18 protein-coding genes are annotated in these 16895 nt (G+C 69.3%); 11 read left to right on the top strand and 7 right to left on the bottom strand.

What is annotated here, in order from left to right:
- Complete coding sequence (locus WYO_RS00425) at window positions 1–216, bottom strand: hypothetical protein (protein WP_007557687.1); 216 nt, start codon at window positions 214–216, stop codon at window positions 1–3.
- The gene (gene arsH / locus WYO_RS00420; RefSeq protein ID WP_007557686.1) at window positions 213–965 is read right to left on the bottom strand and encodes an arsenical resistance protein ArsH; all 753 of its coding nucleotides are present in this window, start codon (window positions 963–965) and stop codon (window positions 213–215) included. The genes WYO_RS00425 and arsH overlap by 4 nt, the downstream gene beginning before the upstream one ends.
- Before the next feature lie 50 nt (window positions 966–1015).
- Here arsH and WYO_RS00415 point away from each other — a divergent pair, with 50 nt between their 5' ends.
- The 7 genes from WYO_RS00415 (at window position 1016) to WYO_RS00385 (ending at window position 7493) form a co-directional block, all read left to right on the top strand.
- Window positions 1016–1375, top strand: a complete 360-nt coding sequence (locus WYO_RS00415) for a metalloregulator ArsR/SmtB family transcription factor (RefSeq protein ID WP_007557685.1) — start codon at window positions 1016–1018, stop codon at window positions 1373–1375.
- On the top strand, window positions 1368–1895 hold the full coding sequence (locus WYO_RS00410; RefSeq protein ID WP_007557684.1) for an arsenate reductase ArsC: 528 nt from the start codon (window positions 1368–1370) through the stop codon (window positions 1893–1895). The genes WYO_RS00415 and WYO_RS00410 overlap by 8 nt, the downstream gene beginning before the upstream one ends.
- A complete protein-coding gene (gene arsC, locus WYO_RS00405) occupies window positions 1895–2320 on the top strand; it encodes an arsenate reductase (glutaredoxin) (protein WP_007557683.1) in 426 nt (141 codons plus the stop codon). The genes WYO_RS00410 and arsC overlap by 1 nt, the downstream gene beginning before the upstream one ends.
- A gap of 108 nt (window positions 2321–2428) precedes the next feature.
- The gene (locus WYO_RS00400) at window positions 2429–3724 is read left to right on the top strand and encodes an arsenic transporter (protein WP_007557682.1); all 1296 of its coding nucleotides are present in this window, start codon (window positions 2429–2431) and stop codon (window positions 3722–3724) included.
- A 127-nt stretch (window positions 3725–3851) separates the two neighbouring features.
- Window positions 3852–4727, top strand: coding sequence for a PhnD/SsuA/transferrin family substrate-binding protein (locus WYO_RS00395; protein ID WP_007557681.1), 876 nt, complete (start codon window positions 3852–3854; stop codon window positions 4725–4727).
- A 17-nt stretch (window positions 4728–4744) separates the two neighbouring features.
- Window positions 4745–6172 (top strand): HAMP domain-containing sensor histidine kinase, encoded by a 1428-nt coding sequence (locus tag WYO_RS00390; protein ID WP_007557680.1) that lies wholly within the window; start codon window positions 4745–4747, stop codon window positions 6170–6172.
- Complete coding sequence (locus WYO_RS00385) at window positions 6162–7493, top strand: sigma-54 dependent transcriptional regulator (protein WP_007557679.1); 1332 nt, start codon at window positions 6162–6164, stop codon at window positions 7491–7493. The genes WYO_RS00390 and WYO_RS00385 overlap by 11 nt, the downstream gene beginning before the upstream one ends.
- A gap of 126 nt (window positions 7494–7619) precedes the next feature.
- Here WYO_RS00385 and phnE (WYO_RS00380) read toward each other — a convergent pair whose 3' ends face one another.
- The 4 genes from phnE (WYO_RS00380) to phnC are packed head-to-tail and all read right to left on the bottom strand — an operon-like array spanning window position 7620 to window position 11162.
- Window positions 7620–8447, bottom strand: coding sequence for a phosphonate ABC transporter, permease protein PhnE (gene phnE, locus WYO_RS00380; protein WP_244424017.1), 828 nt, complete (start codon window positions 8445–8447; stop codon window positions 7620–7622).
- Window positions 8448–8476: 29 nt separating this feature from the next.
- Window positions 8477–9361 (bottom strand): phosphonate ABC transporter, permease protein PhnE, encoded by an 885-nt coding sequence (gene phnE, locus WYO_RS00375; protein WP_007557677.1) that lies wholly within the window; start codon window positions 9359–9361, stop codon window positions 8477–8479.
- 26 nt (window positions 9362–9387) lie between these two features.
- Entirely contained in the window at window positions 9388–10317 is a 930-nt protein-coding gene (gene phnD, locus WYO_RS00370; RefSeq protein WP_007557676.1) for a phosphonate ABC transporter substrate-binding protein, read from the bottom strand.
- 41 nt (window positions 10318–10358) lie between these two features.
- Entirely contained in the window at window positions 10359–11162 is an 804-nt protein-coding gene (gene phnC / locus WYO_RS00365; protein ID WP_039901814.1) for a phosphonate ABC transporter ATP-binding protein, read from the bottom strand.
- A gap of 291 nt (window positions 11163–11453) precedes the next feature.
- Here phnC and WYO_RS00360 point away from each other — a divergent pair, with 291 nt between their 5' ends.
- From WYO_RS00360 to WYO_RS00350, 4 genes are all read left to right on the top strand, one after another.
- On the top strand, window positions 11454–11978 hold the full coding sequence (locus tag WYO_RS00360; RefSeq protein WP_007557674.1) for an arsenate reductase (azurin) small subunit: 525 nt from the start codon (window positions 11454–11456) through the stop codon (window positions 11976–11978).
- 13 nt (window positions 11979–11991) lie between these two features.
- Complete coding sequence (locus tag WYO_RS00355; protein ID WP_007557673.1) at window positions 11992–14619, top strand: arsenate reductase (azurin) large subunit; 2628 nt, start codon at window positions 11992–11994, stop codon at window positions 14617–14619.
- A gap of 152 nt (window positions 14620–14771) precedes the next feature.
- Window positions 14772–14945, top strand: coding sequence for a hypothetical protein (locus WYO_RS31310; RefSeq protein ID WP_165486527.1), 174 nt, complete (start codon window positions 14772–14774; stop codon window positions 14943–14945).
- Between the two features lie 48 nt (window positions 14946–14993).
- Window positions 14994–16445 (top strand): inorganic phosphate transporter, encoded by a 1452-nt coding sequence (locus WYO_RS00350; protein ID WP_202948041.1) that lies wholly within the window; start codon window positions 14994–14996, stop codon window positions 16443–16445.
- A gap of 26 nt (window positions 16446–16471) precedes the next feature.
- Here WYO_RS00350 and WYO_RS00345 read toward each other — a convergent pair whose 3' ends face one another.
- Complete coding sequence (locus tag WYO_RS00345; RefSeq protein WP_007557670.1) at window positions 16472–16891, bottom strand: helix-turn-helix domain-containing protein; 420 nt, start codon at window positions 16889–16891, stop codon at window positions 16472–16474.
- Window positions 16892–16895: the final 4 nt, after the last annotated feature.

The following is a 16895-nucleotide window of genomic DNA, read 5'->3' as shown; positions in this document are numbered from 1 at the left end:
TCAGTCCCACAAGGAAGAAGGGTCCACGCGCACCCAGTGCGCGATGACGCACAGCATCACGCCGACGATGCCCGCCGGCAGCATGACGAACATCAAGGCCTCCTCGCGCATGCCTTCGAGAAAAGGCATTGCGAGCGTGATCAGGGCACCCATCGCCGCGACGTAGATAAGGGTGAATCCCGCCGCGCTCAGCCGGAAGTTGTCGCGCCGTGTCACGGCGCCCCCTTGGCGAAGCCGATGTCCGCGGCGACGGCCTCCAGCCGCTCCGGTTCCCGTTCCTTGCGCTCGCTGTAGCGATCGACGAGGTAGTCCGCGCGCTCGCGGGTGAGCAGCGTGAACTTCATCAACTCCTCGCACACGTCGACCACGCGCTCGTAGAGGGGGCCCGGTTTCATCCGGCCGGCCTCGTCGAACTCCTTGTAGGCCATCGGCACCGAGGACTGGTTGGGGATGGTGATCATCCGCATCCAGCGGCCGAGCAGGCGCAGACCGTTGACCGCGTTGAAGCTTTGCGAGCCGCCCGAGACCTGCATCACCGCCAGGGTGCGCCCCTGGGTCGGGCGAACGCTGCCCTCGCTCAGCGGCAGCCAATCGATCTGGCTTTTCATCACGCCGGTGAGGTTGCCGTGCCGTTCGGGCGAGACCCAGACCTGGCCCTCGGACCAGATCGACAACGCGCGCAACTCCTGCACCTTCGGGTGGTCGGCGGTGCTGTCGTCGGGCAGCGGCAGGCCGTGGGCATCGTAGACCCGGACCTCGCCGCCCATGGCTTCGAGGAGGCGGGCGGCCTCGTAGGCGAGGAAGCGGCTGAACGAGCGCTCGCGCAGCGAGCCGTACAAGATCAGGAAGCGCGGCGGGTGCGCGAACGGCTGCGCGACCTGAAGCCGTACGGCGGTCGGCACCGCGAAATGCGCCTCGCTCAGGTTCGGCAGGCCATCGGTGAAGGGCTGAGGGGGCTTGTCCAAGGCGACGCTTTCTCCTACGTTCAAGCGATCGTCGTAACGTTGGAACGAAAATGGACGAACGGCAAGCCCTCGCCGCCTTCGTTGCCCTTGGCCAGGAACACCGCCTGCGACTGGTGCGGGCGCTCGTCACGGCCGGGCCGGACGGCTCGGCCTCCGGCGCCCTGGCGGTCTCGGTCGGCGTCTCGGCGTCCACCGTATCGTTCCACCTCAAGGAACTGGAACACGCCGGGCTGGTCCAGTCCCGTCGCGACGGTCGGTCGATCATCTACAGCGCCGCCTTCCCCGCCCTGTCCGGCCTGATCGCCTTCCTGATGAGCGATTGCTGCCAGGGGCGTCCGGAGGTCTGCGCCCCGGCCGTCGAGGCGCTTGCCGCCTGCTGCAACCCGAAAGGAGACATCACCCATGCCTGACCGCGTCTACAACGTCCTGTTCCTGTGCACCGGCAACTCGGCCCGCTCGATCCTGGCGGAGTCGATGCTGAACAAGGAGGGCAAAGGCGTCTTCCGCGCCTTCTCGGCCGGCAGCCAGCCAAAGGCCGACGTGAACCCCCTCGCGGTCCAGGTCCTGCGCGAGACCGAGTACCCCACCGAGGGCTTGCGCTCGAAGTCGTGGGACGAGTTCGCCCGCCCCGATGCGCCGGTGATGGATTTCGTGTTCACGGTTTGCGACAACGCCGCCGGCGAGGCCTGCCCTTACTGGCCGGGCCAGCCGGTGACGGCGCACTGGGGCATCGAGGACCCCGCCGCGGTCGAGGGCTCGGACCTGGAACGCAAGGCCGCCTTCATCACCGCGCAGCGCTACCTGAAGAACCGGATCACCGCGTTCGTGGCCCTGCCCATCGCCAGCCTCGACCAGGTCGCGCTGTCGTCCAAGGTCCGTGAGATCGGGCAGTTCGCCGGCGCGACCTCGCCCCGCCCGGAGGTCGCGTGATGGACGTCGTGATCTACCACAACCCCGATTGCGGCACCTCGCGCAACACCCTGGCGCTCATCCGCAACGCCGGCGTCGAACCGCACGTGATCGAGTACCTGAAGACGCCGCCGAACCGCGCCATGGTGCGCGATCTCGCCCGGCGGGCCGGCATCACCGTCCGCGAGCTCCTGCGCGAGAAGGGCACGCCCTACGCCGAGCTTGGGCTGTCCGACCCGGCGCTGACCGACGAGCAACTGCTCGACGCCATCGGCGAGCACCCGATCCTGATGAACCGCCCGGTGGTGGTGAGCCCGCAAGGCGTGCGCCTGTGCAGGCCGTCCGAGGCGGTTCTCGACCTCCTGCCGGCCCAGCAGGGCGAGTTCGTCAAGGAGGACGGCGAGCGCGTCGTCGACGACCACGGCCGCCGGGTCGCCACCGCCTAGGACGCTTCGCCCACCGATGACGCGCCGCGGGGCGGTCCGACGCTCGGACCGCCCCGCGCATTCGCGCGGCCCGAACCCATCCTCCCCCTCAGTCATCAACAGGCCGCGATGCTCGCATTCGTCATCTTCGCCGTCACCCTGGTGTTCGTCATCTGGCAGCCGAAGGGTTTCGGGATCGGCTGGAGCGCCCTGATCGGCGCGGGCGTGGCCCTGGCCACCGGGGTGATCCACGCCGGCGACATCCCGACGGTCTGGCACATCGTCTGGGACGCCACCTTCACCTTCGTAGCCCTGATCATCATCTCGCTGCTCCTGGACGAGGCCGGGTTCTTCCACTGGGCGGCGCTGCACATCGCCCGCTGGGGCGGCGGCCGGGGCCGGCTGCTGTTCCCGCTGGTGGTCCTGCTCGGCGCCGCCATCGCGGCGGTGTTCGCCAACGACGGCGCGGCGCTGCTCCTGACGCCCATCGTGCTCGCCATCCTGCTGCGGCTCGACTTCAAGCCGACCGCGGCCTTGGCCTTCATCGTCGCCTGCGGGTTCGTGGCGGATTCGACCAGCCTGCCGTTGGTCATCTCGAACCTCGTGAACATCGTCAGCGCCAACTACTTCGACATCGGCTTCGGCCGGTACGCCGCCGTGATGGTGCCGGTCGACTTGGTGTCGCTCGCCGCGACCCTCGTCGTGCTCTGGGCGTACTACCGGCGGGACGTGCCCGAGACGTATCGGGTGGCGGAGCTGGAGCCGCCCCGCGAGGCCATCAGGGACCCGCTCGTGTTCCGCGCCGCCTTCCCGCTGCTCGGGCTGCTCCTGGTCGCATACTTCGTCACCGCGCCGTTCGGCGTGCCGGTTTCGGTCGTCACCTGCGCAGGGGCGGCGGCGCTGCTGGCGCTCGCCGGCCGGACCGGCGTCATCCCGATCCGGAAGGTCCTGACCGGCGCACCCTGGCAGATCGTGCTGTTCAGCCTCGGCATGTACCTCGTGGTCTACGGCCTGCGGAACGCCGGCCTCACCGATTACCTGGCAGAGGGCTTGGTCTGGCTCGGCCGGCACGGGACCTGGGTCGCCACGATCGGCACCGGCTTCGCCGCAGCGATCCTGTCGTCGGTGATGAACAACATGCCGAGCGTGCTGGTGGGGGCGCTCTCGATCCAGCAAGCGCCGGACCTGTCGCCGCTGACCCGCGAGCTGATGGTCTACGCCAACGTCATCGGCTGCGACCTCGGCCCGAAGTTCACGCCCATCGGCAGCCTCGCGACCTTGTTGTGGCTGCACGTCCTCGACACCAAGGGCCAGCGCATCACATGGGGCCAGTACATGAAGGTCGGGCTGACCATCACGCCGCCGGTCCTTCTCGTCACCCTGGCGGCGCTCGCGCTTTGGCTTCCCTTCCTCGGGGCGCGATGACGGTCGCCCGGCGCCCGGGCCGTTGCCGGCCCTGCCCTCATCAGCCCTGCACTTGCCGGCCCGGGCGCCGGGCGCCTAACATCCCGCCGAAGCGGGTTCCCGGCCCGCTTCCCGGGAGGTGTTCGGGATGAGGCCGCAGACGCCATCCCGCAGGGCGTTCCTGCCGGCGGCGGCGGCGCTCGCCACCGCACCGATCCGCGCGCGCGCCTCCATGCTGGTGCCGGACGCATTCAGGTTCGGCCTCACGCCCGTATGCCTAACCTCCGACCTTGAACTTTTGGCCCGTCTGCAAGGGTATCTCGAACGCGCGCTGCGCAGGCCGGTGAAGCTGGTCACCAAGCGCACCTACCAGGAGATCACCGCCCTCCTGATCTCGGGCGAGCTCGACGCGGCCTGGATCTGCGGCTTCCCGTTCGTCGCCCACCAGCCGCGGCTCACCCTGGCCGCGGTCCCGGTCTGGCGGGGGGCGCCGCTGTATCGGTCGTACCTGATCACGTCGAGCGAGCGGGACGCAACGGGGCTTCCGGACCTGGGAGGCGACATCCACGCCTTCTCCGACCCGGACAGCAACAGCGGCTGGCTCGTCACGGCGGCCGAGCTCGCGACCGAGCATAGGTCGCCGGACCGGTTCTTCCGCCGGACGTTCTTCACGTGGGGCCACAGAAACGTCGTGCGCGCCATCGCCTCAGGGCTTGCCGATAGCGGCAGCGTCGACGGTTACGTCTACGAGGTCATGCGCGAGACCGAGGCGGACCTGATCAGGCGCACGCGCATCGTCCGCGCATCCGAATGGTTGCCGTTCCCGCCGGTGGCGTTCGCCGCCGGTTCGGCCTCGTCCGATAAGGCGACGCGGTTCCGGGAGGCCATGACGGCCATGGGCGGGGACGCCGAGGGCCGCGTTGTCCTCGCGATGCTGCGCCTCGATGGTTTCCGCCAGGAGGATAGCGGCCTCTACGATCCCATCGCGCGCAAGCTCGCGGCCGTGCGGGGCATGCCCGGATGAAGCGAGGCCCGCTCCCGATGGCGGTCAGGCTGCCGCTCGTGGTCGTGGTCTTCATGGCCGCCGTGGCGGGCATCGTCTCTTGGCAGGTCCTCACCCGCCTCGACGAGGCCCAGACCCGCCGCCTGCGCGACGTCGCGGCCGCCAACCTCGACGGCCTTGCCGCCGCCGTCACGGATCCGGTCATCCGCGAGGACGTCTGGGAGGCCTACGACGCGCTCGACCGGGCGCGACAGGACCATGCCGGCCTGAGGCCGACGGACACCGTCGTGGCCACCCCGACGGGTCTCGTGCTCGCAGCCTCGAACCCGAAGGCTTTTCCCTCCTGGTCCGCGCTGCCGGAGACGTTCGCCCGCGAGGCCGCCCCGGCCGCGGCGCTGATCCTGCGCGCCGACGGGGCACGGCCGCTCGCCCGGCGGGACCTGTCATCCGGCGGACGGCAGATCGGGCGGATCTACGCGACCTTCGACGTCGCGCCGCTGATGGCGGAGCGGCGGGCGGTACAGCGGACCCTGGTCGCCACCATCCTCGGTGTCACGCTCGCGCTCGCGGCACTGGCATGGCTCACCGTGCGGCGCATGATGCAGCCGGTGCAGGTGCTGACCCGTCATCTCCAGGCGAGCGGCGAGGCCGTCACGCCGGTCCCGGCCGACGAGGCCTGTCGGGCCGGCGCCGAATTCCGGCAGCTGTACGGGACGTTCAACCGGATGGTGGACGCCGTTCGCGAGCGCGAGGCGCTCGCCCACCGCCTCGCCGAGGAGGAGCGCCTGGCGAGCCTCGGACGGCTCGCCTCGGGCATGGCGCACGAGATCAACAATCCCCTCGGCGGCCTGTTCAACGCCATCGATACCCTCAAGGCCCACGGGGAGCGGCCCGATGTCCGCCGACGCAGCCTCGACCTGATCGAGCGGGGGCTGAAGGGAATTCGCGATGTGGTGGGCGCGACGTTGGTGACGCATCGGACCGACCATGACCGGCGTGACCTGGAGCCCGCCGACCTCGACGACCTTCGCCTACTCCTCGGGCCGGAAATCCGCCGTCGCGGCCTGGTTCTCACCTGGGACAACGCCGTGGATCGCCCCCTGGCAGCCCCGGCCGGGGCCGTCAGGCAGATCGCGCTGAACCTTCTCCTGAACGCCTGCCGGGCCACTCCCCCGGATGGCGAGGTCGGCTTCGCCGCGAGGGTGGCGGACCAAGCCAAGCTGGTCATGACCGTGGAGGATACAGGCCCCGGCCTCGATGCACGCGGCCGGGATGTCCTCAGGGGAGGGCGGGACCGGGGCGCCGAGGGCGTCGGCTGCGGAAACGGCCTCGGGTTATGGATGGTCCGCCGCCTCGTCGGGGAATGCGGGGCCACCCTCGGCGTCGCCCACCGCGAACCGACGGGGACGTCGATCACGGTCGAGGTCCCCTTGGCCTTCGCACGGGAGCTCGCCGATGTCGCTTGAGGGGCGCTCGATCGCCTTGGTCGAGGACGATCCCATCATGGGGGAATCCCTCGTCGACCGCCTGACCTTGGAAGGTGCTCGCGTGCGGTGGTCGCGGGGGCGCTGCGACGCGGTCAGGGACATCGGGCTGCATGCGGCGGACCTCGTCGTCTCGGACATCCGCCTGCCCGACGGGACGGGCGAGGACGTGTTCGCCGCCGCCTCGGCGATGGCCGACGTGCCGCCGTTCCTGTTCGTGACGGCGCACGCCGACATCGACCAGGCCGTGCGTCTGATGCGGTCCGGTGCCGGCGATTACCTCACCAAGCCGTTCGAGATGTCGGTTTTCCTCGGGCGCGTCGAGCAGTTGATGCGGCCCATGGAGAGGCCGGGCACGACGGTGCTCGGGGTCTCGCCGGCCATGCTCGACGTCGAGCGCCTGCTCCGGAGGATCGGACGGATCTCCTCGACCGTGCTCCTGACCGGGGAGACCGGCGTCGGGAAGGACGTCTGCGCCCGCTACCTTCACGAGCTCCGCGGACCGGACCGGGGTCCGTTCGTCGCCGTCAACTGCGCCGCCATCCCGAAGGACCTGATGGAGAGCGAGCTGTTCGGGCACGAGAAGGGGGCCTTCACCGGGGCCGCCACGCGGCACCTCGGCTACGCCGAGCGGGCTCGGAACGGCGTCCTGTTCCTCGACGAGATCGGCGAGCTCGACCTGAAGCTCCAGGCCAAGCTCCTGCGCGTGATCGAGGAGCGCGCCTTCCACCGGGTCGGCGGAGAAACCCCGGTCCCGCTGACCGCCAGGCTCGTCTGCGCCACGAACGCAGACCTTCCGAAGCGGGTCGAGGCGGGCACGTTCCGGGAGGACCTGTACTACCGCATCAACGTCCTGACGGTGCCGGTTCCCCCGCTTCGCATGCGTCCGGACGACATCGAATGGCTCGCCAACGGATTCCTCGAAACGATGGTGTCGGACCTCGGGGTCGAGGTGTCCGGCATCGGCGCGCTCGCCATGCGGGAACTCCGCTCCCATGCGTGGCCGGGCAACGTGCGCGAACTCCGCAACCGGATGGAGCGCGCCGTCGCGCTCGCGCAGGGACGTCACCTGCTGACGGGCGACCTTTTCCCGGACCGGGCGCCGGTGGCCGGCGACCTGCCCGGGCGGCCCCTGTCCCTGGAGGCGGCCCGCGAGGAAGCGGAATGCCGCGAGATCAGGCGGGCGCTGGCGAATGCCGGCGGGGGCATCGCCGCGGCTGCCGCCGCCTTGAGGATCTCGCGCACGACGATGTGGGAGAAGATGAGGCGCCACCGGATCGAGCCGAAGGCCGGCGAGGCCTAGCTGGGCTCGGCGCGTCGTCTCGTACGACAAAGCCGAAAGCCCGAGACGTGCCCAGTGCATCTCCTGCCACGACGACCAACCCAAGGGATGGAGCGCCCCCGCGACAGCGATGACGGACTGGGAATGCTACCGCGCCTGCTCCCCGATCAGCGCCCGTCGGAGGCGTGATGAGATCGCGTCGATGGCCGCCACGGTGACCAGGATCATGAGGACGAGGAACGCGACCTGTTGGAGTTCGAGAACGCGGATCAGCTCCGTGAGGTACTGGCCGATGCCGCCGGCCCCGACGATGCCGATGATGGTCGCCGAGCGGGTGTTCGATTCGAAGTAGTACAGGACCTGGCTGCCGAGCACCGGCAGGACCGCCGGCACGATGCCGAAGCGGATACGGTGCAGGTTGGAGCCGCCCGAGGCGGAGACACCTTCGGCCGCCTTCCGGTCGACGGTCTCGACGGCTTCCGAGAACAGCTTTCCGAGCGCCCCGAAATCCGAGCAGGCGATGGCGAGCGCGCCCGCGAAGGGGCCGAGGCCGACGACGTTGATCCAGATCAGGGCCCAGATCAGCACGTCGACCGAACGGAACACGTCGAGGCTGCGCCGGGCCGCGAAATGCACGAACACGTTCGGCACCACGTTCCGGGCGGCGAGGAACGCCATCGGGAAGGCCAGCACCGCCGCCGTCAGCGTGCCCAGGAACGCGATCGCCAGGGTCTCGCCGAGCGCGTGAAGGAAATCCCAGAACCGTCCGCCCGCCGAGGGCGGCACCATCATGAGCGAGAAATCGGCGAGACGCCCGAGGCCGCCGAGGAGGCGGGCGGGAGAGAAGTCGAGCCGGACCATCGCGACGGCGGCCAGGCCGAGGACGGCCGCCGTCGCGGCGACCACGGCGAGACGGCCGCGCCACGGGGTGCGGAACGCGTCGGGATAGAGCCGCCGCAGCGCCGCGACGTCCACGGCCCGGTCCGGGGACACATCCCGGCGGATCACCGTTCCGTCTCCAGGCCGAGGAGGTAGTGGCGCAGGCGCTCGGTCATGAGGTCGATGGCCATCACGGTGAGGACGATGAGGAGCAGGATCGCGCTGACGTCCGTGTAGTAGAAGTTGCGGATGGCGGAGATGAATTCCTGCCCGATGCCGCCGGCGCCGACGAAGCCCATGACCCCGGCGCCGCGGACGTTGATCTCGAACCTCAGGAGCCCGTACGAGGCGAAGTTCGACAGCACCTGCGGCAGCACGGCGAACCGGATCGTCTCGACGTGCGTCGCCCCCGCCGACTTCAGGCTCTCGACGGGCTTCATGTCGATGTTCTCGACCACCTCGGAGAACAGCTTGCCCAGCGCCCCCGACGTGTGGATGGCCAGCGCAAGGACGCCGACCATCGGCCCGAGGCCGAACGCGATGACGAACAGGAGCGCGAACACGATCTCGGGCACAGTGCGGCAGAGTTCGAGCCACCGCCTGATCAGGAAGCAACCCGTCCGGCTCCGCGCGAGGTTCGATGCGGCTCCGAAGCACAGCACGAAGCCGGCGACGCCCCCGAGCAGGGTGCCGAGGTAGGCGATGAGCAGCGTCTCGCCGAGCAGCCCCAGCCACCGCGGCAGGGCCCAATACCATTCGGCGACGTCGCCGCGGAAATTGCCCAGGGTGAGGTGCGGGAGGAGGCGGGCGAGGTAGGTGGTGAAGTTGCCGATGTTCTCGGCGAACACCAGCGGCTGCACCTCGGCCATGTACCCGGCGAGCACCACCAGGACGACGACGGTGGCCGTCGTCGCGAGGGTTCGACGCCGGGTCGCGCCCACGGCCCGCGCATAGGCGCCCGCCAGCGCCTCGGCGCGGGCGGGCGGCAGGGGCGCGATGCGCCCGTTCATCGATGCGCCTTCGCCACGTGCCGCGCTCAGGACTTGCGGCGCTGCGCGTCGTTGAACCTCAGCATCTCGATCATCGGCTCGAAGTCCTTGAGCGTCACGGGATTGAGGCCGATGTCCTTGCCGTCGGAGAGGGTATTGAAGGCGGCCGTGTCGGCCTTGGGAAGGTCGAGGAATGCCTGACGGATCCTCGCCTTGAGGTCGTCGGGCAGGCCGGCGAGGATCGCGAAGGGGCCTTCAGGCAGGAAGTCGGACTTGAACACGACCCGGAAATCGGCCTGCGTCATCGCCGAACCGTCCGGCTTCCTCAGCATGCCCTTGGCCGCCATGCGGGTGACCTGGGTGTCGGTGTCGGTGTTGTAGAGATTGGCCGCGGCGTCGGCGGTGCCCTGGACCAGGGCGAGAACGGCGTTCTCGTGGCTGCCGGCGTAGACGGTCCGGCCGAAGAACTTATCGACGTCGTAGCCGGCCTTGTTCAGGAAGTACCGCGGCGCCTGGTTGCCCGACGCCGAATTCGGGTCGACGAGGGCGAGGTTCTTTCCCTTCAGGTCGTCGATCGTCTTGTAGGGGCTGTCGGCCCGGACGTAGATCACCGAATAGTAGCCGGAGGCGCCGTTGCCGTGCGTCTGGTTGACGATGGGCTCCGCCTTGACGCCGGTCATCACCGCCCTGGCGAACGCGGCCGGCCCGTAGAACCCGATGTGGATGTTGCCGGCGCGCTGCCCCTCGATCACGGCGGCGTAGTCGTTGGCGACCCGCAGCTTGACCGGGACGCCGAGTTGTTTCGAGAGGTAGGCCGTGAGGGGGGCGTACCGGTCCGTGGTGCCGGAGGCGTTCTCGGCCGGAATCACGCCGAGGGAAAGCTCGGGATACTTGGCCTTCCACTCCTGGGCGCCAGCCGGAAGGGCGAAACACCAGGACGCCGCGAGGGCCAGGGCGAGCGTACGACGCGTGAGCATGACGATTTCCTTCGGACGATGATGCGGCTGCATGCCGAGGCTCAGGCCACGAGGGCACGGGCCTCGACCAGGGGCCGGTGCGCGACCGGCTGGCGGTCCATGACTTCCCCCGCCTCAAGGCCGTAGAGCCGTTGGGCCACGTCCTCGGTGAGGTCGAAGGCGTTGCCATCGAAGACCACGCGGCCGTCGGCGAGGCCGACGAGACGGTCGCAATAGGCGCGGGCGAGATCGAGGGAGTGCAGGTTGCAGAGGACGGTGATGCCATGACGCCGATTGGCGTCCGCCAGCGCGTCCATCACCAGCTTGGTGTTGCGGGGGTCGAGGGACGCCACCGGCTCGTCGGCGAGGATGATGTCCGGTTCCTGCATCATGGCCCGCGCAATGGCGACCCGCTGCTGCTGGCCGCCGGAGAGCTGGTCGGCCCGTTGTCCCGCGAGCTGGGCCATGTCGAAGCCCTGGAGGGCCGCCAGCGCAAGCGCGCGATCCTGGGGCGACCACAGCTTCAGGAGAGAGCGGTGGCTCGGGACCCGGGAGAGCCGCCCCATCATGACATTGGTCAGCACATCGAGGCGTCCGACCAGGTTGAATTGCTGGAACACCATGGCGCAGCGGGCGCGCCAGCGGCGGAGGTCCGCGCCCTTGAGCGCCGTGACATCGACCCCGTCGAACAGGATCCGGCCGGCCGAGGGGTCGGCGAGGCGGTTCAGCATGCGCAGCAAGGTCGACTTGCCCGCTCCGGAACGGCCGATCACGCCGACGAAGCTGCCCTGCGGTATGCGTAGGGAGACCCGGTCGACCGCGTGCCTGGTCCCGTATGTCCGGGTGAGGTCTTCCAGCAGAAGCATTGCATTGCCCGTCGGGAACACGACCGTTCCGTAGACGCGTCGAGGTGACACTAGGATGACGCTCGGTCGGGTCATGCCGCGGGTTCGAAAGGGTGAATCCCTATTCGCAGCGCTCGCCGAGCCGCGATGTTCCGTCATCCGAACATCGCGGTGCCCGAGGTTCGGAAATCCGAACATCCGGCGGCCCGGCCTCGGGCGTAAAGCTCATATTACACTTGTACTTAGAACGATTTCACGCGCTGGCACGGCGCGTGCGCAAGTCCCCGAAACCGAATGCTTGGGGAGGTCACCGTGAAGAAATGCGATCTCATGATCGACGCGGGCCGGAGGCGGTTCCTGTCCGGCGCCGGCGTCGCCGCGGCGGGGGCCGCCGCCACGACGGTGCTGGCGCCCCAGGCGGCGAAGGCCGCCATCCCCATGGCCCGGGTGACCTACCCGAGGACGCACCTCGCCAACCTGAAGGACCTGAAGCCCGATCAGCCGTTCACCGTCGCCTACCCGGACGCGGACGCCCCGGGCGTGCTGATCAAGCTCGGCAAGCCGGTGCCGGGCGGGGCCGGCCCCGACGGTGACATCGTCGGGTTCAGCACGGCCTGCCCGCACAAGGGCTTCCCGCTGCATTACAACGCCGAGCGCCGCACCCTGAACTGCCCGGGCCATTACTCGGTCTTCGATTGCGAGGCGGGCGGCCAGGAGACGTGGGGTCACGCCACCCAGAACCTCCCCCAGTACGCGCTGAAGGTCGACGCGCAGGGCGACATCACCGCCGAGGGCGTCGACGAGCTGATCTACGGCCGCCTGTCGAACGTGCTCTGAGGGGAGAAGCGAGATGACCTACAAGAGACAGATCGACCGCCTGCCGATCATCCCGGCGGACGCGAAACGGCACAACGTCACCTGCCACTACTGCATCGTCGGCTGCGGCTACCACGCCTATAGCTGGGACATCGACAGGCAGGGCAGCGCCGACGCCGCCGGGAACGTCTTCAAGACGGACCTGACCCAGCAGCAGGGCCCGAACGCCGAGGCTTGGTACTCCCCCTCGATGTACAACGTGGTCAAGCAGGACGGCCGTGACGTGCACCTCGTCATCAAGCCGGATACGGACTGCGTCGTGAACTCGGGCCTGGGCTCGGTGCGGGGCGCCCGCATGGCCGAGATGACCCATTCCGCCGTGCGCAACACGGAGCGGCAGCGCCTCACCGACCCGATGGTCTGGCGCTACGGGCAGATGCAGCCGACGAGCTGGGACGACGCCCTCGACCTCGTCACGCGGGTCACCGCCGCGGTCATCGCCGAGAAGGGCGAGGACGGGCTCTTCGTCTCTGCCTACGACCACGGCGGGGCCGGCGGCGGCTACGAGAACACCTGGGGCACCGGCAAGCTCTACTTCGGCGCCATGAAGGTGAAGAACATCCGCATCCACAACCGCCCGGCGTACAATTCCGAGGTCCACGCGACCCGGGACATGGGCGTCGGCGAGCTCAACAACTGCTACGAGGACGCGGAACTCGCCGACACCATCTTCGTGGTCGGGGCCAACTCGCTGGAAACGCAGACCAACTACTTCCTCAACCACTGGGTTCCGAACCTGAACGGCTCGTCCCTGGACAAGAAGAAGCAGCAGTTGCCGGGCGAGCCGCACGCGCCGGGCCGCATCGTCGTCGTCGACCCGCGCCGGACCGTCACCGTCAACGCCTGCGAGGTCGAGGCCGGCGCCGACAACGTCCTGCACCTGCCCATCAACTCGGGCACCGACCTCGTGCTGCTGAACGCGCTCCTGACCCACGTCGCCGACAAGGGGTGGACCGACGCCGAGTTCATACAGGCCTCGACGAAGGACTTCGACAAGGCCCGCGCCGCCAACCGGACGAGCCTGGAGGACGCGGCCGCGTTGACCGGGCTCAGCGTCGACCAGATCCGGAAGGCCGCGGAGTGGATCGCGCAGCCCAAGGAGGGCGGCCACCGCCGCCGGACCATGATCGCCTACGAGAAGGGGTTGATCTGGGGCAACGACAACTACCGGACCAACGGCGCCATCGTGAACCTCGCGCTGGCCACCGGCAACGTCGGCCGGCCGGGGGGGGGCTGCGTGCGCCTCGGCGGCCATCAGGAGGGCTACTCCCGCCCCTCGGACGCGCACGTGGGGCGTCCGGCCCCGTACGTCGACCAGCTGCTCATCAACGGCGCCGGCGGCGTCCACCACATCTGGGGTTGCGACCACTACAAGACCACGTTGAACGCCCTGCAGTTCAAGAACGCCTACAAGCGCCGCACCGACCTGGTGAAGGAGGCGATGTCGAGCGTGCCCTGGGGCGACCGCAAGGCGATGGTCGAGGCCATCATGGGCGCGATCCGCAAGGGCGGACTGTTCTCAGTCGACGTCGACATCGTGCCGACCCAGATCGGGCAGGCCTCCCACGTCTGGTTGCCGGCCGCGACCTCCGGCGAGATGAACCTGACCTCGATGAACGGCGAGCGCCGGATGCGCCTGACCGAGCGCTACATGGACCCGCCCGGCCAATCGATGCCCGACTGCCTCATCGCGGCCCGGATCGCCAACGGCCTGGAGCGCGTGTTCCGCGAGATGGGCAAGGCAGACGTCGCCGACCGCTTCAAGGGCTTCGACTGGAAGACCGAGGAAGACGCCTTCATGGACGGCTACCACCAGCACGAAAAGGGCGGCGAGTTCGTGACCTACGCCCGCCTTCGCGCGATGGGGACCAACGGCTTCCAGGAGCCGGCGACCGGCCTTGAGGGCGGGCCCTCCCGTGCGGAGGGGACGAAGGGCGGGACCACGACCGGGCAGACGTCCGGCATGGTCGTCCAGGGCCCCGCCATCGAGGCCGCGCGGGGCAAGGAGCCGGCGGTCCAGGCCGAGGCGAAGAGCGCCGCCGTGCCGGTCCCCACGGGCGGCAACGAGCGCATCATCGGCACCAAGCGCCTCTACGCCGACGGGAAGTTCACGTCGAAGGACGGCAAGGCCAGCTTCCTGGAGACCCAGTGGCGGGGGCTGCAGGCGGCCGGCAAGCAGGAAGAGAAGGACCGCTTCCCGTTCCTGATCAACAACGGTCGCGCCAATCACGTCTGGCAAAGCGCCTACCTCGACCAGGAGAACGACTTCGTGATGGACCGGTACCCGTGGCCGACCATCGAGATGAACCCGCGCGACGTCGCCGACCTCGGCCTCAAGGCCGGCGACCTGGTGGAGGTGAGTTCCCCCTCCGGCTTCACCCAGGCCATGGTCTATCCGACCGACAGGGTCCAGCCGAAGCAGACGTTCATGCTGTTCGGATTCCCGGCCGGGGTGCAGGGCAACACCGTATCGGCGGGCGTCAACGAGTTCGTCATCCCGAACTACAAGCAGACCTGGGGCAACGTCCGGAAGATCGCGGACGCCCCGGCGGGGCTTCGCTGGCACTCGTTCAAGAGCCAGGACTACACCGCACCGGTCTGAGGCCAGGCGGGTCGCGCCACGGGGAACGTGCCGCGCGACCCGCCTTGAGGTTCATCCCGTCGACATACCCCATGCGCAAATCGAACTCGCCCATTCCGGGTGTTCGAAGGTCCCTACGGGATGCTTCGAATGGCCCCGTCTGGTCCGCCACGGTGCGTCGGACGGCCACGGCCTTGGTGGCGGCGATCGTCGGCGCCCTGATGGGCTTCGGCGCCCTTTGGCTAGGACCTCCCTACGCCGGGTTGGCCTGGCTGCACGGCGTCCTCGGCGCCCTCGGTGCGGCCGTGTTCATGCTGTTCTTCGCCGAGGCGCTCTGGCGGCGCTGATAACGGCATTCGACGGTTCGCTCCCCCTCTACGGCGATGACATCCGGCATGGCCCGTTGCGCGACCGTCATTCGGCTGTGCGCAAATCGTTCGCCGCAGCTGAACGGAGCCCGCGCCGCCATGATCGCATCCGCCGCGCCGGGCTCGACCCTCGTCCTCGTTCTCCTCATCGTCGCGCTCGTCCTGGTCCTCGCCTTCGAGTTCTCGAACGGGTTCCATGACACCGCGAACGCCGTGGCGACCGTGATCTACACCGGGACGCTGAAGCCGATGCAGGCGGTCGTCTGGTCCGGGCTGATGAACTTCCTCGGCGTGATGCTGGGCGGCATCGCGGTGGCCTACACCCTGGTCGAGCTCGTCCCACCGGACGTGCTGCCGCCTCCCAACGGTGGGCAGGCGGTCGGAATGCTCGCCGCGCTGCTGGTCTCGGCGCTGGCGTGGAATGTCGGCACTTGGTGGCTCGGCCTTCCCAACTCCTCGTCCCACGCCCTCATAGGCGCGCTGATCGGCATCGCCGTCGAGCACGCCCTCGCGCAAGGCCGCGGGTTGCAGGAAGGCGTGGACTGGAGCGAGGTCCGTGGGGTCCTGGGCTCGCTGCTCACTTCGCCGGTGCTCGGCTTCGCCCTCGCCTTCGGGCTCTTCCGCCTGATCGCCCGAACCGCGCACGACCGCCGTCTCTACGAGCCGCCGCGCGACGGTGAGGTACCCGTCTGGTGGATGCGCGGCATCCTCGTCCTGACCTGCACGGGCGTCTCATTCGCCCACGGGACGAACGACGGTCAGAAGAGTATAGGCCTGATCATGCTCGCCATCATCGGGTTGTTCCCCGCCGACTACGCCTTGAACTCTTCGATGGGCGGGGACACCCTGGCGGCACTCGGCCGACGGATGCCGGAAATCGACCGCCTGATTGCCCGCTACGGAGGCGACAGGAAGGAAGAGGGTGCGGCGGCCGTCCGTAGCATGGCCGAACGGCTGTCGACCGCAGCCTCGGTCGCCGACCTCTCGCCCGAGGATCGCACCACACTGCGCCACCACCTCAATCAGGTCTCGGAACAGCTCAAGCGCATCGGCGAGGACAGGAAGGTCCCCGAGGCGCAGCGTGCGGAAGCGAAGGCTGCCCACACCGAGATCGGTCGCTCGGTCGAGTATGCCCCTTGGTGGGTGCGTGCCCTCAGCGCGGTGTTCCTGGGGGCCGGCACGATGGTGGGTTACCGGCGCATCGTCACCACGCTCGGCGAGCGGCTCGGGAACAGCCATCTCGTCCCGGCGCAGGGTGCCGCCGCCGAGCTGGTCGCGGCGGGCCTGATCGGAGCGGCGGGCTTCACAGGATTCCCGGTGAGCACCACCCACGTCGTGACCGGCGGCATCGCCGGCACCATGGCCGGGGCGAGGGTCGGGGTTCAGCGCCCCATGCTCAGGCAGATCGCGACCGCCTGGGCGCTGACCCTTCCGGCGACGATGGCGCTATCCGCGACCACCTTCTGGTTGCTCTCGTAGGCCGACGGGGACCGCCGAACCCTCGGCTATGCGACACCCGGCATGGCGGGGTCCCGCGGGTGCAGCAGCGCAGGATGACCGTCCTTCTCCGCACGTCCGGCGAAGAAGGCCGCAAGCTTGGCGGCCTCGCTCCTGTCGGCGGAGAAGAAGCGGCCGCCCCTGCCATCGTCCTCGACCTCGATGAGCCGCTCGGCGATGAGAACGTGCAGGTTCCTGAGCACCGTGGACGTGCGCTGCCTGGACAGGGCCGCGATGGCCTTGGCCGACAGGGCGCCGTCATGGCGGACCAGGATCGCGTAGATGAGAAAGCGCACCCCGTGCGCGAGCGCCGAGATCCTACCGAGGAGGACGGCGACGTCGGCCGGCTCTATGCGATCCGCCTCGTCCAGCGCCCCCGTGAGGGTCTGTCGTAGCCTGCGCGTCGCCCGCGGACGAAGGGTCTCCATGGTC

This window comes from Methylobacterium sp. GXF4 (assembly GCF_000272495.1).
Taxonomy (GTDB): Bacteria; Pseudomonadota; Alphaproteobacteria; order Rhizobiales; family Beijerinckiaceae; genus Methylobacterium; species Methylobacterium brachiatum.
This window is presented reverse-complemented; position numbering and strand designations above follow the sequence as displayed.

What these genes read in the sequence shown, in the direction of transcription:
- arsC (WP_007557683.1), top strand. Translation starts at nt 1,895, where the DNA reads ATGGACGTCGTGATCTACCACAACCCCGATTGCGGCACCTCGCGCAAC.
- WYO_RS00390 (WP_007557680.1), top strand. Translation starts at nt 4,745, where the DNA reads ATGGCGGTCAGGCTGCCGCTCGTGGTCGTGGTCTTCATGGCCGCCGTG.
- WYO_RS00355 (WP_007557673.1), top strand. Translation starts at nt 11,992, where the DNA reads ATGACCTACAAGAGACAGATCGACCGCCTGCCGATCATCCCGGCGGAC.
- WYO_RS00395 (WP_007557681.1), top strand. Translation starts at nt 3,852, where the DNA reads ATGAGGCCGCAGACGCCATCCCGCAGGGCGTTCCTGCCGGCGGCGGCG.
- WYO_RS00385 (WP_007557679.1), top strand. Translation starts at nt 6,162, where the DNA reads ATGTCGCTTGAGGGGCGCTCGATCGCCTTGGTCGAGGACGATCCCATC.
- WYO_RS00350 (WP_202948041.1), top strand. Translation starts at nt 14,994, where the DNA reads ATGGCCCGTTGCGCGACCGTCATTCGGCTGTGCGCAAATCGTTCGCCG.
- WYO_RS00345 (WP_007557670.1), bottom strand. Translation starts at nt 16,891, where the DNA reads ATGGAGACCCTTCGTCCGCGGGCGACGCGCAGGCTACGACAGACCCTC.
- phnC (WP_039901814.1), bottom strand. Translation starts at nt 11,162, where the DNA reads ATGCTTCTGCTGGAAGACCTCACCCGGACATACGGGACCAGGCACGCG.
- phnD (WP_007557676.1), bottom strand. Translation starts at nt 10,317, where the DNA reads ATGCTCACGCGTCGTACGCTCGCCCTGGCCCTCGCGGCGTCCTGGTGT.
- WYO_RS00415 (WP_007557685.1), top strand. Translation starts at nt 1,016, where the DNA reads ATGGACGAACGGCAAGCCCTCGCCGCCTTCGTTGCCCTTGGCCAGGAA.
- WYO_RS00400 (WP_007557682.1), top strand. Translation starts at nt 2,429, where the DNA reads ATGCTCGCATTCGTCATCTTCGCCGTCACCCTGGTGTTCGTCATCTGG.
- WYO_RS00410 (WP_007557684.1), top strand. Translation starts at nt 1,368, where the DNA reads ATGCCTGACCGCGTCTACAACGTCCTGTTCCTGTGCACCGGCAACTCG.
- phnE (WP_007557677.1), bottom strand. Translation starts at nt 9,361, where the DNA reads ATGAACGGGCGCATCGCGCCCCTGCCGCCCGCCCGCGCCGAGGCGCTG.